At 38.1% G+C, this 24347-nt stretch carries 31 protein-coding genes and 1 pseudogene; 23 read left to right on the top strand and 9 right to left on the bottom strand.

Translation table 11 applies throughout. The features are described 5' to 3' along the window. Nucleotides 1-7 precede the first annotated feature (7 nt). The 6 genes from BSEPE_RS05535 (at nt 8) to miaB (ending at nt 4872) form a co-directional block, all read left to right on the top strand. Nucleotides 8-298 (top strand): hypothetical protein, encoded by a 291-nt coding sequence (locus tag BSEPE_RS05535; RefSeq protein ID WP_066044937.1) that lies wholly within the window; start codon nt 8-10, stop codon nt 296-298. Between the two features lie 177 nt (nt 299-475). Beyond that, nucleotides 476-1366, top strand: a complete 891-nt coding sequence (gene glyQ, locus BSEPE_RS05540) for a glycine--tRNA ligase subunit alpha (protein WP_066044939.1) — start codon at nt 476-478, stop codon at nt 1364-1366. 6 nt (nt 1367-1372) lie between these two features. Next, nucleotides 1373-1957: a YqaA family protein gene (locus BSEPE_RS05545; RefSeq protein ID WP_066044942.1), complete on the top strand. Its 585-nt coding sequence runs from the start codon at nt 1373-1375 to the stop codon at nt 1955-1957. Beyond that, a complete protein-coding gene (locus BSEPE_RS05550; RefSeq protein WP_066044944.1) occupies nt 1941-2504 on the top strand; it encodes a murein hydrolase activator EnvC family protein in 564 nt (187 codons plus the stop codon). Before BSEPE_RS05545 ends, BSEPE_RS05550 begins: the two co-directional genes overlap by 17 nt. Before the next feature lie 16 nt (nt 2505-2520). Beyond that, nucleotides 2521-3546 carry a mechanosensitive ion channel family protein gene (locus tag BSEPE_RS05555; protein WP_066044946.1) on the top strand — a complete coding sequence of 342 codons (1026 nt, stop codon included), beginning with the start codon at nt 2521-2523 and terminating at the stop codon, nt 3544-3546. 3 nt (nt 3547-3549) lie between these two features. Then, on the top strand, nt 3550-4872 hold the full coding sequence (gene miaB, locus BSEPE_RS05560) for a tRNA (N6-isopentenyl adenosine(37)-C2)-methylthiotransferase MiaB (protein ID WP_066044948.1): 1323 nt from the start codon (nt 3550-3552) through the stop codon (nt 4870-4872). A 38-nt stretch (nt 4873-4910) separates the two neighbouring features. Here miaB and BSEPE_RS05565 read toward each other — a convergent pair whose 3' ends face one another. From BSEPE_RS05565 to BSEPE_RS05580, 4 genes and pseudogenes are all read right to left on the bottom strand, one after another. Beyond that, nucleotides 4911-5387, bottom strand: coding sequence for a hypothetical protein (locus BSEPE_RS05565; protein WP_066044950.1), 477 nt, complete (start codon nt 5385-5387; stop codon nt 4911-4913). Next, nucleotides 5384-6064, bottom strand: a complete 681-nt coding sequence (locus BSEPE_RS05570; RefSeq protein ID WP_066044952.1) for an SCO family protein — start codon at nt 6062-6064, stop codon at nt 5384-5386. Before BSEPE_RS05570 ends, BSEPE_RS05565 begins: the two co-directional genes overlap by 4 nt. Beyond that, entirely contained in the window at nt 6054-6503 is a 450-nt protein-coding gene (locus BSEPE_RS05575; RefSeq protein WP_066046131.1) for a copper chaperone PCu(A)C, read from the bottom strand. The genes BSEPE_RS05570 and BSEPE_RS05575 overlap by 11 nt, the downstream gene beginning before the upstream one ends. A gap of 243 nt (nt 6504-6746) precedes the next feature. After that, nucleotides 6747-7304: pseudogene (locus tag BSEPE_RS05580) on the bottom strand (type I restriction enzyme endonuclease domain-containing protein); the annotation flags it as partial. Here BSEPE_RS05580 and BSEPE_RS05585 point away from each other — a divergent pair. Beyond that, nucleotides 7269-7631 carry a transposase gene (locus BSEPE_RS05585; protein ID WP_083502987.1) on the top strand — a complete coding sequence of 121 codons (363 nt, stop codon included), beginning with the start codon at nt 7269-7271 and terminating at the stop codon, nt 7629-7631. The pseudogene BSEPE_RS05580 and the gene BSEPE_RS05585 sit on opposite strands and share 36 nt — an antisense overlap. A 161-nt stretch (nt 7632-7792) precedes the next feature. Here the strand turns inward: BSEPE_RS05585 and BSEPE_RS08040 are convergent, their stop codons facing one another. Continuing rightward, nucleotides 7793-7933 (bottom strand): hypothetical protein, encoded by a 141-nt coding sequence (locus BSEPE_RS08040; RefSeq protein ID WP_157059390.1) that lies wholly within the window; start codon nt 7931-7933, stop codon nt 7793-7795. A 203-nt stretch (nt 7934-8136) separates the two neighbouring features. On the opposite strand from BSEPE_RS08040, the gene BSEPE_RS05590 reads away from it, so the two are divergent. The 15 genes from BSEPE_RS05590 to BSEPE_RS05660 all read left to right on the top strand — a co-directional run bounded on the left by BSEPE_RS05590 (nt 8137) and on the right by BSEPE_RS05660 (nt 19739). Beyond that, a complete protein-coding gene (locus tag BSEPE_RS05590; RefSeq protein ID WP_066044958.1) occupies nt 8137-9054 on the top strand; it encodes a PhoH family protein in 918 nt (305 codons plus the stop codon). After that, nucleotides 9051-10118: a tRNA 2-thiouridine(34) synthase MnmA gene (gene mnmA / locus BSEPE_RS05595; protein ID WP_066044960.1), complete on the top strand. Its 1068-nt coding sequence runs from the start codon at nt 9051-9053 to the stop codon at nt 10116-10118. Before BSEPE_RS05590 ends, mnmA begins: the two co-directional genes overlap by 4 nt. After that, nucleotides 10115-10720 (top strand): high frequency lysogenization protein HflD, encoded by a 606-nt coding sequence (hflD, locus tag BSEPE_RS05600; RefSeq protein ID WP_066044962.1) that lies wholly within the window; start codon nt 10115-10117, stop codon nt 10718-10720. The genes mnmA and hflD overlap by 4 nt, the downstream gene beginning before the upstream one ends. Nucleotides 10721-10772: 52 nt before the next feature. Further along, a complete protein-coding gene (gene rpsT / locus BSEPE_RS05605; RefSeq protein ID WP_066044964.1) occupies nt 10773-11033 on the top strand; it encodes a 30S ribosomal protein S20 in 261 nt (86 codons plus the stop codon). Nucleotides 11034-11085: 52 nt separating this feature from the next. Beyond that, a complete protein-coding gene (locus BSEPE_RS05610) occupies nt 11086-11577 on the top strand; it encodes a Smr/MutS family protein (protein ID WP_066044967.1) in 492 nt (163 codons plus the stop codon). Between the two features lie 166 nt (nt 11578-11743). Next, a complete protein-coding gene (gene xseA / locus BSEPE_RS05615) occupies nt 11744-13171 on the top strand; it encodes an exodeoxyribonuclease VII large subunit (RefSeq protein ID WP_066044969.1) in 1428 nt (475 codons plus the stop codon). Continuing rightward, complete coding sequence (locus tag BSEPE_RS05620; RefSeq protein ID WP_231893488.1) at nt 13158-13985, top strand: peptidoglycan DD-metalloendopeptidase family protein; 828 nt, start codon at nt 13158-13160, stop codon at nt 13983-13985. Before xseA ends, BSEPE_RS05620 begins: the two co-directional genes overlap by 14 nt. 3 nt (nt 13986-13988) lie before the next feature. Continuing rightward, nucleotides 13989-14396: an RDD family protein gene (locus tag BSEPE_RS05625; RefSeq protein ID WP_066044972.1), complete on the top strand. Its 408-nt coding sequence runs from the start codon at nt 13989-13991 to the stop codon at nt 14394-14396. Beyond that, a complete protein-coding gene (locus BSEPE_RS05630) occupies nt 14393-14692 on the top strand; it encodes an FtsB/FtsL family cell division protein (RefSeq protein WP_066044975.1) in 300 nt (99 codons plus the stop codon). Before BSEPE_RS05625 ends, BSEPE_RS05630 begins: the two co-directional genes overlap by 4 nt. Continuing rightward, nucleotides 14692-15402 carry a 2-C-methyl-D-erythritol 4-phosphate cytidylyltransferase gene (gene ispD / locus BSEPE_RS05635; RefSeq protein WP_408065653.1) on the top strand — a complete coding sequence of 237 codons (711 nt, stop codon included), beginning with the start codon at nt 14692-14694 and terminating at the stop codon, nt 15400-15402. The genes BSEPE_RS05630 and ispD overlap by 1 nt, the downstream gene beginning before the upstream one ends. Before the next feature lie 2 nt (nt 15403-15404). Beyond that, nucleotides 15405-15872, top strand: coding sequence for a 2-C-methyl-D-erythritol 2,4-cyclodiphosphate synthase (ispF, locus tag BSEPE_RS05640; protein WP_066044979.1), 468 nt, complete (start codon nt 15405-15407; stop codon nt 15870-15872). After that, entirely contained in the window at nt 15865-17274 is a 1410-nt protein-coding gene (gene murC / locus BSEPE_RS05645) for a UDP-N-acetylmuramate--L-alanine ligase (RefSeq protein WP_066044981.1), read from the top strand. The genes ispF and murC overlap by 8 nt, the downstream gene beginning before the upstream one ends. 17 nt (nt 17275-17291) lie before the next feature. Further along, entirely contained in the window at nt 17292-18104 is an 813-nt protein-coding gene (murB, locus tag BSEPE_RS05650) for a UDP-N-acetylmuramate dehydrogenase (RefSeq protein ID WP_231893489.1), read from the top strand. After that, on the top strand, nt 18101-18979 hold the full coding sequence (locus BSEPE_RS05655) for a D-alanine--D-alanine ligase (RefSeq protein ID WP_066044987.1): 879 nt from the start codon (nt 18101-18103) through the stop codon (nt 18977-18979). The genes murB and BSEPE_RS05655 overlap by 4 nt, the downstream gene beginning before the upstream one ends. Further along, entirely contained in the window at nt 18972-19739 is a 768-nt protein-coding gene (locus BSEPE_RS05660) for a cell division protein FtsQ/DivIB (protein ID WP_066044989.1), read from the top strand. Before BSEPE_RS05655 ends, BSEPE_RS05660 begins: the two co-directional genes overlap by 8 nt. On the opposite strand, the gene BSEPE_RS05665 is transcribed toward BSEPE_RS05660, so the two are convergent. From BSEPE_RS05665 to BSEPE_RS05680, 4 genes are read right to left on the bottom strand one after another with little or no spacing between them, the layout of a single operon-like run. Beyond that, nucleotides 19714-20424 carry a hypothetical protein gene (locus tag BSEPE_RS05665; protein WP_066044991.1) on the bottom strand — a complete coding sequence of 237 codons (711 nt, stop codon included), beginning with the start codon at nt 20422-20424 and terminating at the stop codon, nt 19714-19716. The genes BSEPE_RS05660 and BSEPE_RS05665 overlap by 26 nt on opposite strands. Nucleotides 20425-20432: 8 nt before the next feature. Continuing rightward, nucleotides 20433-22034, bottom strand: coding sequence for a LysM peptidoglycan-binding domain-containing protein (locus tag BSEPE_RS05670; protein WP_070104565.1), 1602 nt, complete (start codon nt 22032-22034; stop codon nt 20433-20435). Beyond that, nucleotides 21974-22279 carry a BolA family protein gene (locus tag BSEPE_RS05675; RefSeq protein WP_066044995.1) on the bottom strand — a complete coding sequence of 102 codons (306 nt, stop codon included), beginning with the start codon at nt 22277-22279 and terminating at the stop codon, nt 21974-21976. The genes BSEPE_RS05670 and BSEPE_RS05675 overlap by 61 nt, the downstream gene beginning before the upstream one ends. 2 nt (nt 22280-22281) lie before the next feature. Further along, a complete protein-coding gene (locus tag BSEPE_RS05680) occupies nt 22282-23292 on the bottom strand; it encodes a CDP-6-deoxy-delta-3,4-glucoseen reductase (protein ID WP_066044997.1) in 1011 nt (336 codons plus the stop codon). Nucleotides 23293-23360: 68 nt separating this feature from the next. Between BSEPE_RS05680 and miaA the strand changes: the two genes are divergently transcribed. Further along, nucleotides 23361-24296, top strand: a complete 936-nt coding sequence (gene miaA, locus BSEPE_RS05685; protein WP_066044999.1) for a tRNA (adenosine(37)-N6)-dimethylallyltransferase MiaA — start codon at nt 23361-23363, stop codon at nt 24294-24296. Nucleotides 24297-24347: the final 51 nt, after the last annotated feature.

The raw sequence follows: 24347 nt of genomic DNA on the forward strand, positions 1-24347 counted from the left end.
AAAAGAAATGATATTACTGCAGCCAACATTTTTTACAGATTTAGAAGTTGAAAGATTGGCCAAACTAAAAACTGAAAGATTGGCTAGATTAGAGGCTGAAAGGCTAGCAAAGCCAAAAAAATCAAACTCTAAATTAACAAACATACAAATTTGGGCGTTAAAACGCTTTGAAGAAACAGGTAGTTTGGCACCATCTTGCCTTGGTAGCACCTCAATTAAAAAAGATTGTCAAATTATTTTTGATTGGTACGAGCCAGCTGCAAAAAAAAAGGCTATGTTTACGCCCAATATCTATTAGGTATTATTTACGCACAAGGAAAGGCTAATGCAAATAATATTGATCGTGCAAAATATTGGCTTAATAAGGTAATAAAATCAAACGATTCAGAATTTAGTAAAAAATCTATTCAAGGTTTAAAACTATTGAGGCAGTAGTTTACGGTAAAATATTCTATTATTTTCTAGCGACTTAACCATGTTAAACTTGGATGCAACTGTTTCATTCCAAAATTTAATCTTAAAACTACAATCTTTTTGGGCATCTAAAGGCTGTACTTTATTACAGCCCTTTGATATGGAGATGGGTGCAGGGACTTTTCACCCAGCGACTTTTTTGCGGGCAATTGGACCTGAGCCCTGGAAGGCGGCATATGTCCAACCATCTCGTCGTCCGACAGATGGGCGTTATGGCGAGAACCCGAACCGCCTACAACATTATTATCAGTTTCAGGTGATTCTAAAGCCATCGCCGAAAGATATTCAAGATTTATATTTAGAATCTTTAGCAGAAATTGGTATTGATTTAAAAAAACACGATGTACGCTTTGTGGAGGATAACTGGGAATCACCGACTTTGGGCGCTTGGGGTTTAGGTTGGGAAGTTTGGTTAAATGGAATGGAAGTATCACAATTTACCTACTTCCAACAGGTTGGTGGATTGCCGTGCAAACCTGTAGCAGGCGAACTGACTTATGGATTGGAACGCCTGGCAATGTATTTACAGGGCGTGGATTCGGTGTACGATTTGGTGTGGGTTGATGGCGTTAGTTATGGCGATGTTTTCCATCAAAACGAAGTGGAGCAGTCTAAATATAATTTTGAAATTGCTGATACCGATATATTATTTAGGCAATTTGACGAAGCCGAAGCAATGAATCAGAGGCTGATTAAAGAAGCCCTACCCTACCCTGCGTACGAACAAGTGATGAAGGCATCGCACTTATTTAATCTACTCGATGCTCGTCACGCTATCAGTGTTACTGACAGGGCTCGCTTTATCCGTCGTGTGCGTGCAATGAGTCAAAAAGTGGCAAAAACTTATTACGATTCGCGTGAAGCATTAGGCTTTCCGATGATTAAAAAATAAGCGTCAATGCAAATATTCTCAATACTTTATCAAAAGGCGTTAGATTGGGCGCAGAGTAAATACGCAATCTATTGGCTTGCTTTAATCAGTTTTGTAGAATCTTTCATCTTGCCTTATCCGCCACCCGATGTTTTGCTTGCACCGATGGCACTTAAAAAACCGAATAAAGCCTATCAATTTGCACTGATTTGCACGGTTTTTTCAGTTTTAGGGGGTATGGTTGGTTACTATATTGGTGCGATTTTATTGGATGTTGTCACCCCTTTACTTGCCAAACTTAACTATTTAGACAAAATAGATGCCATTGAATTATGGTTTGAAGAATACGGTATTTGGATTGTTGCCATCGCAGGATTTTCACCAATGCCTTATAAGATATTTACGGTTGGCGCAGGTATTGCCAATATGGCGTTTTTGCCCTTTGTGCTAATATCATTATTCGCCAGAGGCGTGCGATTTTTCTTAGTTGCTTTTTTGGTTAGAAAATTGGGTGATATCTGTGATATTTGGTTAAAAAAATATATTGACCGCTTGGGCTATGCATTAATTATTGTTATTGGAGCAGGAATTTGGTATGTTAAAACACATTAAATTTTTTACCGTTATTTTTATCTCTGCGACACTCATTGGCTGCTTTTCTGATGGACAGAGAAAACGCGTCATTATTATTGATAAATCAACCAGTGTGGAAAATATCAGCCCTAATCGTCTGCCTAACCTCGTTCAGCCTAAAAAGACTGTTACAAAAACTCATAAAAAAATCAACAAAAAACCTTTAACAAATAAAACAATTATCAAAAGAAAGAAAGAGTTACTCCCCGTTACTGGCAAAGTTATCAAATCTTTTTCTAAAAAAAATCAAGGTATTACCATTGCCACTCAGCCAGGGCAAGCCGTTCACGCCATTCGTAAAGGTATCGTGGTTTACAGTGGTAAAATAAAAAGACACGGAAAAATGATTATCATAAAACACGCACTCGGATTTTATAGCACCTACACCCAAAACCAAACCTTAAAAGTGCAAAGTGGTGACAAAGTCACAAAAGGTCAAATCATCGCCCTCACTGGAAAAAATAATTTTTACTTTGAAATGAAAAAATTTGAAACCCCAATTGACCCTCTTAAATATTTAAAATAACGGATAATAAAATTCTATGAATGATTTCTTACAAAATATAACCCTTCATCAATCCGCAGGTGCTTTGCTCGTAGTAGCATTAGTGATGCGTGTGGTTTTGAGTATGGTTTTAACAGGATTGGTCAAGCAAGCGCAGAAGACTAAAAATCAATTAGATAACCATTTGATTGAGGCAGTGGCATTGCCATTGAAAACAATGATTTGGTTTGGACTGGTATTCTTCTTAATTGATTTATTTAAAGGTGAGTTGGAATTTTTTCTGAGTCTAATTGCTTACATTAATATCGTGCCGATTTTTATTGTGGCTTGGGCAATGATTCGTATGGTATCTGGGATTGAGGCGTATTTGATTAAGAGAAAATCTAAGGTAAACAGCGATTCAATTCGATTGATTTCGCGATTGACTAAAATTTTAATTGGAATTGGGATTGCGTTAGGCTTAGCGCAGCATCTTGGATTTTCGGTATCGGGTCTACTAACTTTTGGCGGTGTGGGTGGTATTGTGATAGGTTTTGCAGCCAAAGATATGCTCTCAAATATCTTTGGCGGGTTAATGTTACAGATGGATAGACCATTTTCAACAGGGGATTGGATTCGCTCTGATCAGTTTGAAGGAACCGTTGAGAAGATTGGGTGGCGAATGACGCGTATTCGTACTTTTAGTAAAAATCCGATTTATATTCCGAATTCTATTTTTTCCTCCATTCCGATTGAGACACCATCACGGATGACCAATCGTCGAATTAAAGAGACCATTGGTATTCGTTATGACGATATTGCGCAAATGCCTATCATTGTTGCAGAAATAGAATCCATGCTAACAGCGCACAAAGAAATCGATCAAACCCAGCCATTACGCGTGTATTTTAATTATTTTAATGCATCATCACTTGATATTAATGTTTACGCCTTTAGTAAAACCACAGAAAAAGATAAATATCAACAGCTTAAACAACAGATATTATTAGAGATTGCAAATATTATTGCCAGACATAAAGCAGAAATTGCCTACCCTACTCAAACAATCAACATTCATAAGTAGAGAATGAACAAACTTTTTATTAAAACTTTTGGTTGTCAAATGAATGAATACGACTCTGATAAGATGTCGGATGTATTAAAGCACTCTCATAATTTAACATTGACGAATGATGAAAAAAAGGCGGATGTGTTACTAATAAATACTTGTTCTATTCGTGAAAAGGCTCAAGAAAAATTGTTCCACCAGCTCGGTCGCTGGCGTAAATATAAAGATAAAAATCCAAATTTAGTGATTGGCGTTGGCGGTTGCGTAGCATCCCAAGAAGGGGATTTGATTCTCAAACGCGCACCGTTCGTAGATATAATTTTTGGCCCGCAAACGCTACACCGATTACCAACGATGCTAAATAATGCGCTGAGTGATAAAGAAGTAAGCATTGATATTTCCTTTCCTGAAATTGAGAAATTTGACCATTTACCTAAAGCAAAGACGAACGGGGTAACGGCATTTGTATCAATTATGGAAGGTTGTTCAAAATATTGTACTTTCTGCGTTGTACCTTATACAAGGGGAGAGGAGGTGTCGCGCCCGTTTAATGATGTCATTAAAGAAGTACAGGTTTTGGCAAATCAGGGGGTGCGAGAGGTGAATTTGTTGGGGCAGAATGTCAATGCTTATCAAGGCAAGATGGACGATGGAGAGGGAGCAGATTTAGCACTGTTGATTAATATCGTTGCACAAATTGATGGTATTGATAGGATTCGCTACACCACTTCTCACCCTGTTGAATTCAGTGATAGTCTCATTCAAGCCTACGCCGATGTACCTGAGTTGGTGTCGCATTTACACCTACCAATTCAAAGTGGCTCAGATAAAATTTTATCGTTGATGAAACGCGGACATACAGCACTTGAGTATAAATCTAAGATTAGAAAGTTGCGTAAAATTCGCCCTGATATTTCAATTTCATCGGACTTTATTATTGGCTTTCCTGGGGAAAGTGACCAGGACTTTACAGATACAATGAAGCTCGTTGATGCTATTGTCTTTGATAAATCGTTCAGTTTTATTTACTCGGCCCGCCCAGGAACGCCAGCGTCAAGTTATGCTGACGATGTAGATATGACAGTAAAAAAACAGCGCCTAGCGATTATGCAAAAAACCATTGACGCATCTACCGAAGTCATCTCAAAATCAATGATTGGCAGCGTGCAAAAAGTCTTGGTGGAAAATAAAGCAAAGAAAGACGATAATATGTTTGGACGCACTGAAAATATGCGTAATACGCATTTTAAAGGATCCGAGTCTTTAGTTGGTCAAATCATTGATGTGAAAATTACAGGCGCAAGAGGGAATTCTTTAATGGGTGAGTTAGTATTACCCTAACCCAACAATAGAAAATACAAATCTGACGCCAACCCTTACTATCTTTGAATTAGGGTGTTAATTAATTGCTTCTTAAATGGCAAGGATATCTCCCAAGTTTCACTGCCTCTTTTGACAATCAGATGTGCAATCCAACTTTGCTTTGAAAGTGTGCATATTGCTAAAAAACCACTGCCAGAAAAACTATTTTTGCCATTTTTATACAAACGATACTGCGGGGTACTGGTATCAATTTCAATAGCCTCAAAAAAGACACTCACTTCATCAAGTTTATCCCCTTTTGCATCAACAGAAATCGTTAGTCTTTCACTGGCTGGTATGCCTTTAGGCGAAATATTAACTTGAAGCGTGTTAGATTGGTCAAGCGTAACTTGACAAGAGGTCTTCTCTATATGGCAATCGTTCACTTGAATATAATAATCAACATTGTTCCTATCTCTGATGATTAAATAACCCGATAAGACAACCGTAAACACCATAGCTAGTGCAATAATAATAACGGACTTATGTTTCAAAAATTCACCATGCGTTCAATGTCCTTCGCCATATCACTAGGTTTATGTGGGGATGGAAATCCTGCAAAAATTTGACCTTTTGGATTAATCAAATAAATCCAAGCCGTGTGATTAATGGTATAACCCTCTTTAATTGCTCGTTCAGGTAATTTTCCATTTGCTTTCAAGATAATTTGTTTACCATTTTCAGCATAAATAACCCGTTCGTAATAAGTACCGAAAGGCTTAATAAGTCTATCAATTTGCACCTGTTCACCAGAAACACCGATAAAATCTTTGTCAAAATTTGTGATATATTTTTTCAATACTTTAGGCGTATCTCTTAAAGGGTCAAATGTGATTGCAACCACATTTGGCATATCAATTTTTTTATCTTTAACAATAATCTGTTTCAACCTAGACATATCAAAAAGTTCTGTCGGACAAACATCAGGGCAGTTGGTGTAAATAAACAACAATAAACTCCATTGACCTTCTAAACGACTATTGTCAAACTTGTTATTATTATGGTCAACTAAAGAAAATAATGGCAAAGGTTTATCAAGATTGTGAAGAATATAAGAGCCCTTAAGTTGCTTCGCCAAAGATTTGTAATCTTTATTCGACATTGTAAAATAAAAAGAGAGCGCTAATAACCCAATCAGAGTAGATATTAAAATTGATTTTTTAATGCTCATGATTGTTCATATGCATTTTTTTACCACTCTTAACCTGTGCATTGACAGTTTGCACCGTACCATTGTCAAATTCTAACTTAATCGCTACCGTGCTACCTATGTCTGGCACTTTCTCAGGTTTTATCAACATAATATGCCAACTACCTGGTTTTAGGATTAACCTCTCCCTAGCTGGAATAGGTGCAAATAATTGCCTAACCATTTTCATTAGCCCATTATCATTGACAGTCCTATGAATCTCAACACGCCGATACCCCTGTGCATAAGCAGAAAGTAACTTAATGTCTTTATCAGTTTGATTATCAATTTGCATAAATACCCCTAAAACAGATGCATTAACTGGCGCTGAACGAATCCATGGGTCATAAACAATGATGTCTGCATTCGCCTGAGCAATAAACAACAAAGAAAATAACGCACTTAATATCTTTTTATTCATCATTCCATTCCCGTTATATTGGTAAAATTTTACAAAATATATTTTAAACCATAAACAAGGTACAAATAAGGCTCTTTTCTTTGTCGCTCGCATGGAATTACTTGAATATTTTTACGCCAACATCACCAGAAAAACAAAACACAATAAATAATGAATGTATATTTTTGTTATATCCCCAATCCAAAGATAGAAAGTGCTGTGGTGGTAAAGGTTGGCGTCAGATTTGCATTTTCTATTTTTGAATTAGGGTATATTTTTCTTAAAGTTTTCCGCTTGCTCAAAGATATCCTTGTAAACTTCATCTCGTGTTACAGGTGGATAATCGTGTTTATCCAGTAATAAGATTAATTCGGCTTTTAAGGTTGATTTAATATCTTCCCGCTTATTCCAATCAAGAAATTTAGCTTGAGCGTCAACTAAATTTTTAACGGCTTTTGCCAAGTCAATGAGTTTTTCCTCTGGGTAACTAAAGTCATATTTAATGCACAACTCTTTTAGAATGTCATAAAAAGCTTTTTCTTCAAAATCAATTCCCAACTCAAGCCCTGCAGTAAATTCTTTTTGCACTTCCCAAATTAAATTGCTTAAATGTTCCGCCATTTCTTCGTAAACTTCACTACGCAAAACATCATCTTCTTTTCTTTCATTATATTTTTCAACTAAAGATTGCATTTTTTTTGAAAAATCAATTCCTTTTACTTTATTGACTTTCTTTATTTCTCCAATGGCTTTTGCTAAAAGTTGTTGAAGTAATTTTATTTTAGTATTTGGCAATTTTATCTTGTCTATTTTAGCCAAGTAGAGACCTTTGCTGATAGTGCCTATGCCAATAAAAATAATAATGAAAAATTGGGTAAAGAAAACAATAAAATATTGCACCGTGCCTACAGAAACAAGCCTTTAACCAAAGAGCAGAAACAAGAGAATAAACAACGCTCATCTATTCGCTATATTGTTGAGCGAACCTTTGGCTTGCTAAAGCTTCATCACGGTTTAGGCAAGGCAAGATACCTTGGGTTAGAACGAAACAAGACTAGAGCGCAACTGATTGCCATAAGTCATAATCTTAAAACTGGGATGAATATTTTTAAGCGAATGCGCAACCTGAGGGATTGTTGTATCCAATGAACGGAGAAAGCGTAAAAATAGAGAGATAAAGCGATAAAATCTAGATAAATCAAAGATTTTTATGAGAAAAATACAGTAGATTCTAGAAAATATTTTTGAAAAACAGACAAACTGAAATTAAGGTGAAAAATTATGAATTACGCAAAGGTCTCTTTTTAGTATTAACTATTGCCAACGGTGAGTTTTGAGGCGGCTTTGGCTATTTCTTCAGTGTGATGCGTGAGGACAAAAAATCGCTGTGAAACCACTGGACTAAGATTTTTTGAAAATACTATGATAGCAAGGCTTAACGCCATATTCACACTTTCTATCTTTGGACTAGGGCAATGTCTTTATCAGTTTCGAGTCCATGGGTCATAAACAATGATATCTGCGTTCGCTTGAGCGATAAACAACAAAGAAAATAACGCACTTAATATCTTTTTATTCATCATTTCATTCCCATTATATTGGTAAAATTTTACAAAATATATTTTAAACCATAAACAAGACACAAATAATCTCAATGAATTTAACACTTGAATTAAGTAATGCGGAGGAACTTGCCAGCGTTTGTGGCTCATTTGACCGTCACTTAGAAACGATTAGCAAAAGTTTGGATGTTGTCATTAATAATAAAGGCGAAGATTTTACGCTTCAAGGTGACAACAAACATGTAGCCGCCAGAGTGTTACAAGATTTAGTAGCATTAAGTAAAAACCAAATGATTGAAATTCACGATGTGGAAATGACCATTAAAGTTTACTCGCATTCGGATTTACCTGACAAAGTGGTGAATATCAAAACCAAACGCAAATTTATCCACATTCGCAGTCAAAATCAACAGCAATATGTTTTAGACATCAAGAAAAAAGATTGTACTTTTGGCATTGGTCCAGCAGGCACGGGCAAGACTTATCTTGCGGTAGCGCGTGCGGTAGAAGCTTTAGAAAGCTCTGAAGTGCGTCGTATTATATTGGTGCGTCCTGCAGTAGAAGCGGGGGAAAAATTGGGCTTTTTGCCAGGGGATATGACGGAAAAAGTGGACCCTTATTTACGCCCGATTTATGATGCCTTGTATGAGATGCTGGGCTTCGATAAAGTCGAAAAATTACTAGAAAAAAATGTCATTGAAGTTGCGCCGCTTGCCTTTATGCGCGGTCGAACCCTAAATGAGGCTTTTATCATTTTGGACGAAGCGCAAAATACCACAGTAGCGCAAATGAAAATGTTTTTAACGCGTTTGGGTTTTGGCTCAAAAATGGTCATTACCGGTGATGTAACCCAAATTGATTTAGCAAATCCAAAACAATCTGGATTGATTCACGCTGCCAAGGTTTTAAAAGATGAAAAAAAGATTTCTTTTTGTTATTTTGAAGCAAAAGATGTGGTGCGTCACAATCTTGTACAGCGCATCGTTAACGCCTACGACAAAGAAAAATGAAAGTTATCGTCGGACTTTCAGGTGGCGTTGATTCTTCTGTCGCTGCATTAAGGTTGATAGAGCAAGGTTTTGAAGTGGAAGCTTTGTTTATGAAAAACTGGGAAGAGGATGACAGTGGTGAACATTGCACGGCGAAACAAGATTTGTCAGATGCACAGAAAGTGGCAGACAAACTCAATATCAAACTGCATACGGTTAATTTTTCGGCAGATTATTGGGAGGATGTGTTTGAACATTTTCTCAAAGAGCATAAAAAAGGCCGCACCCCAAATCCCGATGTCTTATGCAATAAAAGCATTAAGTTTAAAGCATTTTTAGACTATGCATTAAATCTAGGGGCAGATAAAATTGCCATGGGTCATTATGCGAGAATTAAAGAAATCAATGGTGCTTTTCAACTAAAAACAGGGTTGGATAATGACAAAGACCAAAGTTATTTCTTGCATTTATTAAATCAGCACCAACTGTCTAAAAGTCTATTCCCACTTGGAGAAATTAATAAAAAAGAAGTGCGGAAGATTGCCACAGATAATGGTTTTGTGACTGCGAATAAAAAGGATTCAACGGGTATTTGTTTCATTGGTGAGCGCAATTTTTCAGAATTTTTAGCCACTTATTTGCCCAAACAACAAGGTAATATTGTTGATGAAAATGGGCAATTTATCAAGCACCATCAGGGTTTGGCTTTTTATACCATCGGACAACGCAAAGGCTTGGAAATTGGCGGGGGATTTGGTGATTCAGGTGCAGCTTGGTTTGTGGCGGATAAGCACATTGAAAACAATGAATTATTAGTGGTGCAAGGCGACCACCCCCTACTCTACCACGCATCATTAAATGCATCTAACCCACATTGGATTGACAACGAACCAAATTTTCCTTTAAAATGTACAGCAAAAATACGCTATCGACAAGCCTCTCAGGACTGTACAATTCATCTTGAAAATGGCGAGATTAAAGTCAATTTTGACCAATTACAGCGCGCAATTACACCAGGGCAATCCATTGTTTTTTATAGCGAGGATGTGTGTTTAGGTGGTGCAATTATAGAAGACAGACAATGAATAAAGACGAACAAAGAACACTGGCACTTGCCTCTGTATTACAAACTGCAACTTTGGTGGACCAACTTGCCTCCACAGGCACTTGTGACAGTGAGAACAGCAATGCCAGTTTAAAAAGTATTATTACCAATAGTACCGATATTGAGCAGATATTTACCTCGCCGAAGGAATTAGCAACGGGTTTGAAATCACTCAAAATTGCGTTTGGTGAGAAAACCAAAGGCATTCAAAATGTGGTTTTTTATTCTTTGGCATTAATCAACCTGGAAAAGAAATTAATGAAAAATCAAAAATTTTTGTCAAAAATATCGGGTGAAATTGAACACCTTAAAAAACAAGAATTCTTTGAAATTTCTCACGCAAATTCATTAGCACGACTTGCAGAATTATATAAAACCACTTTAGGTGAGTTAAATCCAACGATTATGGTGAACGGTGAAGAGATGTATTTGTCTAATCAACGCACTGCCAATCACATCAGGGCGCTACTACTAGCAGGCATTCGTGCGGTTTCCTTGTGGAAATCTCAGGGCGGTCGCACTTGGCAATTATTGCTAAATAAGAAAAAGACACTTAAATTAGTAAATACTATGGACTTTTAATCTATATCACTCTATAATTACGCCTTTCTATTATTTTACATTTTTTCTAAATATGGCTAATTCAGCAGGTTCAAAAAAACGCGCAAGACAAGCGGTTAAACGCAACAAACACAATTCTCGAATCCGTGCAAGAGTTCGTACCTTCATCAAAAAAGTTGCTTATGCATTAGACGCAGGCAACAAAGAAGAGGCACAGGGTGGTTTTGCTAAAATGCAAAAAGAGATTGACCAGGCAGTTAGCAAAGGTTTAATAAATAAGAGTCAGGCAGCTAGGAAAAAATCTCGTTTAAACGCACAAATTAAAGCACTGTAAATTATCAACGATGCTTATATAATAAGACCCTCATACGAGGGTTTTTTTATATATGAATCAAGTTAACAAAGAAGACAGTCAACTGTTTAGAGAACATATAGATACCATTGCACCTATAGATAAAGACGCTGGTGCACATCAATCTACGCATACCGAAAAAAAACCACCTTTTTTCTCATTCAGTCATGTGATAGATGGCACGATTGGCGGCGAAGAAGTGGTTTCTTATGCCAAAAGTGGCATTTCAGAAAAACAAATATTGGCAATGAAACGCGGGCAGATTGATAATGTCTCAGAAATAGATTTGCACGGCTATACAGTGGAGCAAGCTTGCGAAGCCTTGCCAAACTTTATTTATCAGCATCAATTTGAGCGTTTCGTGCGTATCATTCACGGCAAGGGTTATCGATCTAAAAATGGAATGAGCATTTTAAAAACCCAAGTGGTGAATTTCCTTAAACAACATCCACAAGTATTAGCATTTCACTCTTGCCCACAAAATAACGGTGGAACGGGCGCAACTTTTGCCCTACTTAAACAATAATGAGATCACTACATTAACCCATCACAACTTATGAAACATATAAAACAACACCTTTTTCACCCAAAAACTCGTCAAATAACTGGCTATTCTCCTCATTTTTGGATAAAAAATGTGCTATTTTCCATATTCCCTAAGTCGCACTGGGTCAATGCAGTGGTCTCATAATATGCAAGTGAATCACGCAACAGACTATGGTTTTAGTGCAGATGAAATTTATTCAGTTTCAGATTTTTTGGCGTTAACCAAGTCTACCATTGAAAACAACATACCGACTTGCTGGCTAAAGGGTGAGATTTCTAATTTCTCTCGCCCTGCTTCAGGGCATTGGTATTTTTCCCTTAAAGATGAGCGTGGGCAAGTGCGATGTGCGATGTTTCGCATGAATCAACGCGCAATGAAATTTGTGCCAGAAAATGGAATGGAAGTATTAATTCAGGCAATACCGACATTATACGAACAACGCGGTGATTTCCAATTGATTGCCCGCCAAATTGAGCCGATGGGCGCAGGTAACTTACAGGCAGCCTTTGAGCAACTTAAAGCCAAATTGCAAAAAGAAGGCTTGTTTGATATTCAGCATAAAAAACCCCTGCCAAAGGAAATCAAAGCCATTGGTGTTATTTCTTCATCAAATGGTGCAGTTATCCGGGACATTATTAAGGTGTTAAACAAACGCTACCCTTTTGCCGAAGTTTTGTTGTTTGATTGCGTAGTACAAGGTGAGGGTTCAGCAGAAAAATTATCACAAGCAATTTACGCTGCAGATAAATCAAACCATTGTGATATTTTAATTTTAGCGCGAGGCGGAGGCTCATTAGAAGACTTATGGGCATTTAATGAAGAAGTATTGGCAAGGGCTGTATTTGCAAGCAACACGCCAATCATTAGTGCCATTGGACACGAAACAGACACCACAATTTCTGATTTTGTTGCAGATATGCGAGCACCAACACCTAGTGCAGCGGCAATGATGGCGACACCCGATAGATTGGAACTGTTAGCCAAATTAGACAAATTGCATTCGCATTTATTGCGATGCACACAGAAAAATTTAAATGACTGCCAACAACACCTTGAAAAATTAGGGTTAAACACGGTGGGCTTTGGTCGACAATTAAATATGTTTTCACAGAGACTGGATGAATTAAATAAGCGCTTAAATTCGCATTTTAAAGCTACCTTTACCTTAAAACAAAGTCAGTTAAATACCTTATCAGAACAGCTTAAGCAATATTCACCTATGGTAAGCATTCGTCACAAAAAAGAACTCAACCAACGGGCAAAAGCACAATTAAATAACACCATGCAACGACAAATTGCACAACAGCGATTGAATGTTACAGCCCTTAATCAACAACTTAAAAAATCGATGGATAGCTTGATTGAACAACAAAAATACCAACTGGGTAAACACAGTGTTGGGCTAAACCATCTCTCGCCATTAAAAATTCTAACTCGTGGCTATAGTATTTCTATGTCGGGCGACAATCAACTACTACAATCGACGACTAAGGTTAAAATAGGCGATACGATTATCACAAAATTAACCGATGGCAAGCTTTACTCTAAGGTGGATAAAATTGAACAAGATTAGTCTTTTATTGCTCTTACTTTCCAATGTGGTATTGGCAAGTATTCCCATTAAACACACGCCTTACCCTGGCGGCATTGCGGTGTTTGATTTTGAGAGTAATCACAGCAATCCAAAGGCGTTTTATCACACCGTTCCACTTTATACCCAACATATTAAAGGTAACCATTGGCAGGCGTTATTAGGCATTCCGTCAATGGAAAAAGCAGGCAAAAAATCAATCACCATTCGGGATTTCTCCACGCGCACTTTAAGTGTCGATATTAAAATCAAGCAAGCCAACAAGCGCCCTGCCAAACAAAAAATTACATTAAAAGGTAAAAAGAAAAAATTCGTTAATCCTAACGCTAAGCACATGAATCGTATTATTAAAGAACGCGCAATTTTAGGCAAAGCTCGGATTTTCCATTCGGATAAAATTTTATCCAACGGCTTATTTTTACGCCCAGTTCCCGGCATCACTACCAGTCCTTTTGGCATCAAACGCATTTACAACGGACAACCTCGCAACCCACATACTGGAGTAGATTACGCAGGTGATACAGGCACACCTATCAAGGCCCCTGCAAATGGAAAAGTAATTTTAGCGGGCAAATATTTCTTTAATGGTAATGCGATTTTCTTGGACCACGGACAAGGGTTAATCAGCGTTTATATCCATATGAATAAACGCATTGCCAAACAGGGTCAAATGGTTAAAAAGGGTGATATTATTGGCACGATTGGGCAAACAGGTCGGGCAACGGGTCCGCATTTACATTGGGGGGTGTACCTCAATCGCACTGTGGTTAATCCAAATTTATTAATGGGAAAGTAATATATGAAATCAAATGTTTCTTTATTGCGTCGATTAGGTGCAGCAACCTATGATGTATTTTTAGCCTTTTCACTGGCATTTTTTATTGTTGGCATTATCCTGATTGCTTTTTTTGAAAAACAAGCGCAAACAGGATCTTGGATGTTTTTTGTCACTTTAGCCACCACTTATTTTTATTTCGCCTGGTCGTGGGCAATCGGTGGGCAAACCTTAGGTATGAAAGCTTGGAAATTCCACATTGTGCAATATAATGGTGACCCTATCACCCACAAACAAGCCTTTGTCCGTTTTTTCTTGTCAATCCTGTCCTTTTCTGCCGCTGGATTAGGCTTTATTTACCAATTATTTGATAGGGACAACCTTAGCCTACATGATAAATTTTCAAAAACGCAATTATTGCAAAACCAATGAGTTATTTACTTAAAAATTTCTCTCACTATTTTGTAACTTTTGCATTAATAATTGTATTGATAACACTCATTCGTCAAAACCTATTTATCAATAATTTTCCATTTTCATTGTATGAAAGACAAGCGATTATTGACAAAAATATACAGCATAACAACAGAATAAAGCAACAGAATAAAGCAATTACGCTTAAATTACAAGCGCTTTATGCGACCGATGGAGAAATTTTAGAGTCTCAATCGCGATATCGTTTTGGCTTCATTAAAAAAAACGAGCGTTATTACCGAGTGAACGAGTAATGATGAATACAATAGACCAATATTTTCTCATTGTCCCTGCGAGTGGCATCGGCACGCGTATGAATGCCGACCTGCCAAAGCAATACCTAACATTGAACAACGGCTTAACCGTACTTGACCAAACCCTCAAAACCTTATTGGCTATTGAGAATATTAAAGCCTGTGTGGTTGCAATCTCTAAGGATGATACCAAATTTAAAAACTCGCTATTTGCCAACCACGACAAACTGCTCACGACTGCTGTCGGTGGTAAAGAGCGTTTTCATTCTGTGATGTCAGCACTCAACGCCCTACGCCCTTTTGCCAAAGACGATGATTGGGTATTGGTACACGATGCAGCCAGACCATGTGTTAAAGCCAGTGAAGTGAGTAATCTAATGGCAACATTAAAAAATAATTCGGTTGGTGGCTTGTTAGCTGTACGAGTGGTAGATACTATTAAAAAATCAGAGAATAATATCGTTGAAAAAACCATCGATAGATTGAACCTTTGGCAAGCACAAACACCCCAAATGTATCGTTTTGGTGTATTATTCAAGGCATTGACCAATGTAATAGAAAATGCGTTGAACATCACTGATGAAGCCAGTAGTATTGAACATTTAGGCTTGAAATCAGTACTAGTGCCAGCAAGTAAAAGCAACTTAAAAATAACCACAGCGGAAGATTTAGATTTGGCAAACTTCTATTTAAAAGAGACCTTTACATAAATATGATAAAAACAGGCATTGGACAAGACTCTCACGCATTTATTAACGGCAAGCCCCTGGTTTTAGGTGGCGTGACTTTTGACCACCCTCAAGGCTTAAAAGGTAACAGTGATGCCGATGTGATTTTGCATTCTCTGACCAATGCTATTTCCTCCATAACGGGAAAAAATATCCTTGGCGCCGAAGCTGATAAGCTTTGCAAACAAGGTGTGACTGACAGTGCAGAATATTTAAAACTCGCCTTGGTGGATTTGGGTGATTGGCACATTGATCATATTGCCATCACTATGGAATGCTTAGTGCCGAAGATTTTTCCAAACATAGATGCAATCAAATCCAATATTGCCAATTTAACCAACATTAAAATCACAGATGTTGGGCTTACTGCCACCACAGGTGAAGGCTTAACCGCTTTCGGCAGAGGCGAGGGTATTCAAGTATTTACTATTATCACGGTTTCTAATGAATAATTTACGCCCTGCATTCACCTCCAGAATTAAAAAAATTCACTTTATTGGTATCGGTGGGTCGGGAATGAGTGGCATTGCCGAAGTTCTGCACAACCTCGATTATCAAATTTCAGGCTCTGATTTAATTCAAAGTCCAATTACCCAGCGCCTGCAAGCGTTGGGCTGTAAAATTTTTCACCAACATCATCAGGACAATGTCCAAAATGTTGATGCGGTTGTCATTTCTAGTGCAATTAATAGTGAAAATCCAGAATTAATTAAGGCGCGAAAAAATAACATTGCCGTTATGCCAAGGGCAGAAATGTTAGCGGAAATTATGCGCTTTCGTTTCGGCATTGCTGTTGCAGGTACACATGGAAAAACCACAACGACTAGTTTGATTACGCATATTTTGAACACAGCAAAATTAGACCCGACTTATATTATTGGCGGTATTTTAAATTCAAGTGGTATCAATGCAAAACTCGGAGAAAGTGATTATTTAGTCGCTGAAGCCGATGAGTCTGATGCGTCTTTTTTATTATTGCAACCAATGTTGAGCGTCATTACCAATATTGATCAAGACCATATGAGTACCTATGACAATGACTACAATAAACTCAAAGATGCTTTTATTAGTTTTACTTCCAACCTGCCTTTTTACGGCGCATGCGTGGTTTGTGGCGATGATATTGGCGTACAAAGCATACTTGAAAAAATCAGCCGCCCTACCGTCACTTACGGTTTTAGCGACAATGTTGACATTCAAGCCATTGACATCAGTCAAATCGGTCGGAAAATGCATTTTGAAGTCAGATGCCATTGTCACAAAAATATTGAACCTTTCAAAGTAGAGCTGAATGGCATCGGCAAACACAATGTCCTCAACACTTTAGCCGCTATTGGTGTTGCTTGTGAATTGGATATTGATACCCACTTAATCCAAAATGCTTTAAAAAGTTTTTCTGGCGTTGCTCGTCGCCTTGATTTCCACGGCATACTCAATATTGACAACAAAAAAACGCTGTTATTTGATGATTATGGACACCATCCAAACGAGATTAAGGCGGTACTTGAAAGTCTAAGAGATACTTATAAAAATAGACGCTTAATGGTTATTTTCCAACCGCATCGCTACACCAGGACACGCGATTTATTCGATGATTTTTGCCACGCTCTATCTAAAGTTGATGCCCTTATTTTGCTGGATGTTTACGCTGCCAACGAGCAACCGATTGCCAATATTAGCTCCAGTACATTGGCAAACAGCATTCGCCAACGCTCGACAGTCAGCCCTATTGTCGTAAAAGATGTAAATGAAGCCCTTAAAGTACTGCCAAATATCGTACAAGATAACGATGTAATACTGACACTTGGCGCGGGCAATATCCATTCTTTAGTTTCTTTACTGACTAAAAAATGAGATTGCGGAATGAATCAATGCACAAACATTGCTCACTCAGAGCAGGTGGCAAGGTTAAAGATTTCTTTGTACCCGATACAATAAATGAACTGTCTGATTTTCTAAAAAACAATCAACAACCGATTTTAATACTGGGATTAGGCAGTAATTTATTAGTGAGAGATTGTGGCTTTAATGGTACCGCAATCAAACTCACACACCTTAATCAACTCACTTTTAAAGATGGGTTAATCCATGCAGGTGCAGGGGTAACACTGGCAAAACTTTCTCGTTTTTGCGAATCTCAACAGTTAAACGGTGTAGAGTTTCTAAGTGCCATTCCAGGTAGTGTTGGTGGCGCCTTAGCGATGAATGCAGGTGCCTTTGGTGCTGATATTTGGTCTTTTGTTGAGTCTGTTAACACGATCAATCATTCAGGCAAGGTGTTCATGCGTGATAAATCTGAATATGATATTGCTTATAGGTCTGTAATACCACATCAAAAAGACGAGATTTTTATTGGTGCGAATTTAAAAACTTCACAGACCGAAAAGCAAGACAACATCAAAGTCCTATTAAAAAAACGCAATGAATCTCAGCCCATCGGGCTACCCAATTGTGGCTCAGTCTTCAAAAATCCGCCAAATAATCACGCTGCCAAACTCATTGAAGACAGTGGTTTAAAAGGGTTTTGTATCGGTGGTGCTTGTGTTTCTAAGAAACACGCTAATTTCATCATTAATCAGAACAATGCCACAACAAATGACATTGAAAATCTCATTCAACACATTCAACAAACCGTAAAATCTAACTGTGAGATTGACTTAGAAACTGAGGTGGTGATTATATGATTGCGGTACTAATGGGTGGTAACTCCGCTGAACGAGAAGTCTCCTTAAACAGCGGTGAGGCGGTTTATAATGCTTTGAAAAATCAGGGTGTCGATTGTTTTAAATTTGATTGGCACGGCAATAATCTTGACACGCTTTGGGTACAAAATTTTGACAAAGCTTTCATTGTCTTGCATGGTCGTGGTGGTGAAGATGGCTACATTCAGCAGCAGTTAGAACAGCGTAATATTAAATATACAGGTTCAGGTGCGACAACCTCTGAGCAATGCATGAATAAAGCCACCACTAAAAATATTTGGCGGCAACATAACTTACCACTTTCGCCCTCTGTTTTATCAAAAGTGGGGCAGAAAATACCGGATATTGACTTCCCATTACCTTGGGCAGTTAAGCCAATTCTTGAGGGATCAAGTGTCGGTATTAGCAAAGTAAAAACCATTGAAGGGCTCAACAAAGCCTTAGAATTAGCCTGGGAATACGATGAAATTGCCTTGATTGAACAATGGGTTGAGGGTAGCGAATACACAGTATCCATTCTCAAAGGTGAAGCCTTACCTGTTATTCAAATCAAAACCAATCAAGGTTTTTACGATTATGCATCTAAATACCTTGCAAATGACACGCAATATTTATGCCCCTGCGGACTCTCAGATGATAATGAACAATTACTCAAAGAAATTGCCATGCGGGCATTTACCCTCATGGGAGCAGAAACTTGGGGGCGAGTTGATTTTATTTTAGACAAAGAAAACCTACCCTATTTATTAGAAATCAATACCGTACCTGGTATGACTTCTCACTCATTGGTACCGATGGCAGTCAAAGCAAGGGGAATGAGTTTTGATGAATTAGTTATGGAAATTCTTAATGATTAAAAAACAAAATAGGCGCTATAACGCACACAAAAAAACCACGGCACAACGCCTGATGCCGATTGCCAAAATTCTATCCATTCTTATTATCTTGGGATTTACTATTTGGGGCGTGGTAAAAATTAAGGAGATGGATTTTCTACAGACCAAAATTACATGGCAAATTGACAATAACTTATTAGTTGCCCAATCTCACCTTGAAAGTAAGGTACAGCCTTTAATTAAAAACAAGTATTTGTTATTAAATTTGATTGAAATTAAACAAGTGCTAGAAAATGAACCTTGGATTGCCACGGCAAATATTAAGCGTTTATTTTTCAACAGTATTCAAGTCAGTATCAAAACTCATAAAATTGCAATGCGGTGGGAAAACATAAATTGCAAGCAAAAAAGTGTGCCTGGCTGTTTGGGATATATCTCTACTAACGGCACCTTGTTTATGCCTAGGAAAACCGTTAAATCTAATGCTGTATTGGCACACTCCAAAGCAGAGCAAGCCGTCATTACTCAACTATATCAAGATTATCAAAACTACCAAAAATCCTCTGGAGAAATGCGAATTCACGCTTTCTCAAAAACACAGATTGACACGCTTATATTTAAGCCGAATATTAAAGTGATTTTGGGCTATCAACAAAAACAACAGCGATTAGAAAGATTTTTAAAAGCCTATAAAGAACTCAAAAAAACAACTCCTAAAGTCAAACTTAATCGAGCCTCGTTTGATATGCGTTACCCTAAGGGGTTTTCCCTGAAGTTGTAAGTAGTTGGTAACACAAGGCAAGGGTAATCGCACTCCAGTAAAAAACTAACACTCTTGCCACCCATTCTGCGCCCACGCCAAAACCGATAAGTTTCGCTAAAGAAGTTAATAATAGCACCACTAACATCGGCACAATCACTTGCAAAAAAAACAAATTCATATGTGTCGGGAATGACAATCCCCAGCGATATCTAGAAGGTTTCCCAATGGCAATATTAACAAAATTAAGGGTAATTGGCACCATCAGAAAAGAGATGATAAATTGCAATATCAAAAGATTAGTGAGTACCAATGGCACTATCGTTACCATCCCTACTAATAATGTCAAACCAAAAAATCGAGCAATCTTACCAAGGTCAAAAACTGGCGTAATACCAACAGATTGCCTGCCCAAAATAACCAATCGATACATGTCAATAGATAAAGAAATATTGCCATATAAGAACAAAATAAAATAAATACCTGTGTTATCTGGCAAGATAATCTCAGGCAACGGCGTATCAGGTGCTGTCTGCTCTATGGCTAAAAATACCTGCTTAGCGACCATTAACAATTCTGGCAACATCATCAATAACGGTAAAGAAATAACCAAAGGAACAAGAGAAATTTCCAATATTTTCTTCCAATGTGTCATTGCAAAAGCAAAGCCAGCGATAAAAACTTTATTAACAGGTAATTGATTCATGGCACTCCTTATTCAACAATGGATTTGATAATTTTTAATTTTTTTCCTATTTTAAGCGGTTTATTTTTAGCTAAATTATTCCACTGACGCAACTGTGAGATACGCACCTTAAACTTATGTGCAATGGTTGACAGATTGTCACCGCTTTTAACTTTATAACTTAATGTTCTTTTAACATTAACCCCCTTCTTAGTCAAATTTTTCAAAGCCGATGCCTTGGTTTTTGGCACTTGCCAAATCACTAACTTTTTCCCAATTTGTAAGCCTTTGGTTGCATTAGACAAATAATTCCATTTAATAATACTGTCCACAGGTACACCATAACGATTAGAAATCACCCACAAAATTTCCCCTTTGGCGACGATATGGGTAATTTTTTTTCCGTATTTTCGGCTGTTAAATCGCTGTTTTTTGCGTTGCTCTATAGACAGTGAATAATAATCTTTGGCTTTTTTTGGAATTGTAATAATGATTTTTTGTCCAAGTTTAATACGAGTGCCTTTGATATTATTAATACTCTTAATGTAACTCACCGATGAATTAAATCTCTTTGCCAAACTATTTAAACTGTCGCCCGATTTAATTGTATAGCGCTTGTAACGCAACTGTTTTTGCTTTGGATAACTCGCTCGTGCTTTTTTAAAACGCGCTACTTTATCAATTGGCAATAATAACTCATAACGCGTCGTATCTGGCGTTGCCCAACGATTTAAATCAGGATTAAGTGTATAAATCTCATCTAAACTTAACCCCGTCCATTCAGAAATTAAAGATAAATCTAACTGTGAATAAACGAACACCGATTCAAGCTTTGGCATATTTGAGATTGGGGTAATGGTTTGCCCGTATTTCTCTGGGTGCTTAATTAGTTCCGCCACTGCCAATAATCTCGGCACATAGCCTCGCGTTTCCGCAGGCAAAGAAATGTTCCAAAAATCCGCTTTTCTACCTTTGGCTTTATTCTTTTTAACTGCTTTTTGCACTCTACCTGGCCCAGAGTTGTAGCTGGCAATTGCTAGCAACCAATCGCCTTTAAATAAGGTGTGCAAATTTTTCAAATAAGCAACTGCTGCACGCGTTGAGCGAATCACACTGCGTCGTTCATCCATCCAATAATTTTGTTTAAGTCCATACAATCTACCTGTATCTGGAATAAACTGCCACAAACCCGATGCGGTGCCATGTGAATAAGAAAACGGGTAATAAGCAGATTCAACAATTGGCAACAAGGCTAACTCAATCGGCAAGCCTGCTTTTTTCACTTCTTGAATAACAAGATGCAAATACGGTCCAGCGCGCTTAGTCACTCGAGTCAAGTAATCAGGATTTTCCTTAAACCATTTAATATGCCAATATAAATCTCTTTGACTGCGTGCTTTGAGCGTACTCCCACGAGAGATATAACGCCATAAATCCTCCCCCTCTATTTTTGAAGAGATGAGTTTTACGGGTTTTTCAGCGACTGTAAAATTTACAAAATGTTTATCGCTGGTGGTTTCTTGAGTTGAGCAAGCACTCAACAATACAAAAGACAGGAGTAATAGGATTCTTAAGATTTTGACCCCCCTGCACACTGCGGAGAAGCGGGTGCGCCCTGTTTCATCTTCCATTCGCTAGGTGTGTAAGTATGCATAGCCAATGCGTGAATATGCGTTAATTCCTCTTTAAACAATTGATTGATGAAACGATGCCTATCAATCAATTTCAAACCTGTAAATTCATCACTCACCACAATCAATTTAAAATGTGACTGCGTCGCAGGACCTGAATGATTTTTTGATTCGTTCAGCACTTGCAAATGCGCAGGGCTCAATGCCGTAGTCAATTGTTCGGTCAAATGTTGTTGCATGTCCATTGTTATTTTTCCTTAGTATAGGCAAAAACAAAAGCATCAGAAAAGAAATTATCCTTAATCATCCCCTGTGCTACGAAAGTATTTGCCGCAGATTTCACCATTGCTGGTGGACCACAAGCATACACCTCATAGCCCGTCAAATCTTCAAAATCCGCTAACACACTGTCATGCACATAACCCGTTTTTCCCTGCCACGCCTCATCAGCCTCCGACAATACAGGTACAAAATGAATATTATCATGTGTATTTGCCCACTGCTGTGGCAAGTCCATGTACAAATCGCACGCCTCACGCGCACCCCAATAAACATAAATTTGTCGACTTAAATTCGTTGCAATAGCGTGTTCAACAATAGATTTAATCGGTGCAAAACCCGTCCCACCTGCCAGCAAAATTACTGGTTTTTTACTGTCTTCTCTAAAAAAGAAATCGCCCTTTGGACCTTCGAGCTTTAACAAAGATTTTTCTTTCATTTCATTAAATATGAAATGCGTGAATTTACCACCATCAACCAAGCGCACATGCAACTCAATCAAGTTTGAATTCTTTGGCGCATTGGCAATAGAAAAAGCCCTAGGCTCAAAATCAGGATGAATTAAATCAATATATTGCCCTGCAAAATACTGTAGCGACTCTGCCCCTGGTATTTTCAAAAATATTTGTGCCACATCGTGATTTAAATGTGTAATACTTTCAACCTTACAAGGCAAAATTTTTACTTTAATATCTGCCAAACTGTCCAGTTCTTCCACCACCAGCGACACATCTGATTTCGCATGACATTGGCACAACAAAGCCATCCCATCCGCTACTTCCTCAGGCGTGATGCCATTCGGCACATCAGTATCATAACCCACTTCACCCTCAATAATCGTCGCCTTACACTTGCCACAAAAGCCTTTTTGACAGCCGTATGGAAAGTTCAGACCGTGAATTAACGCATCATCCAAAATCGGACCATTACCCTCGGTTCTAAAAACTTTACCCGTCGCTTGATTTTCAATTGTAAACATTATTTACCCTAACTAATTTCGTGTTGATATTATAATGTAGGTTGCGCCCTATTAATCTTACTAATTAAATGTCAATACAACCCAATACTGCGGTCTTTTTAATGGGACCTACTGCCTCAGGAAAAACCGATTTTGCTATTGAATTATCCAAACAATTCCCCGTACGCCTTATCAGTGTTGACTCTGCGCTGATTTACAAGGGTATGGACATTGGTACTGCTAAGCCCAACGCCGAAACCTTACGACAATACCCCCATCAATTAATCAACATTTGTAACCCCGAAGATTCCTACTCTGCCTTTGATTTTGTCCAAGACGCCAAAACACAAATACAAATCGCCTTCAACAACAACGAAACCCCAATCTTAGTCGGTGGCACAGCATTCTACTTCAATGCTCTAGAACATGGTCTATCCGACCTACCCGAATCTACCCCAGAATCCCGAGAGAAATTCACCCAACTACTATGCGAGAAAGGCGCATCCACTTTACATCAAGATTTGGCAACAATCGACCCAACTGCCGCAAAACGCATCCACCCCAATGATGCCCAACGCATCACCCGCGCCCTAGAAGTCTTTGACATCAGTGGCAAAACCCTCACCGAACTCCAAGGCAACAAACAATTAGGACTCACCTACCCCGTCAAAAAAATCATCCTAATGCCGCCCCGCCCCGAACTCCACGCTCGTATTGAACAACGATTCCTCTCAATGATAGACAACGATTTCCTTGCCGAAGTCAAAACCTTAAAACAAAACCCTGCCCTCCATGAAGACCTTCCCTCTATCCGTTGCGTTGGCTACCGCCAAGCGTGGCAATACCTCAACAATGAAATCGACAAAGCAACCATGATAGAAAAATCCATCATTGCCACTAGGCAACTCTGCAAACGCCAAAGCACTTGGCTCCGCAATGAGCCCAATGCCCTAACTCTAGAAATGCCAGATATCACCAAAGCAATAGAATTTATTCATAATGAAAGGCCTTTGCATGATTCATAATTTTTTACCTAAATTATAAAAAAAAGCAACGGCAGTCAGTTATAGACCCCT

This window comes from endosymbiont of Bathymodiolus septemdierum str. Myojin knoll, from assembly GCF_001547755.1.
GTDB lineage: Bacteria > Pseudomonadota > Gammaproteobacteria > PS1 > Pseudothioglobaceae > Thiodubiliella.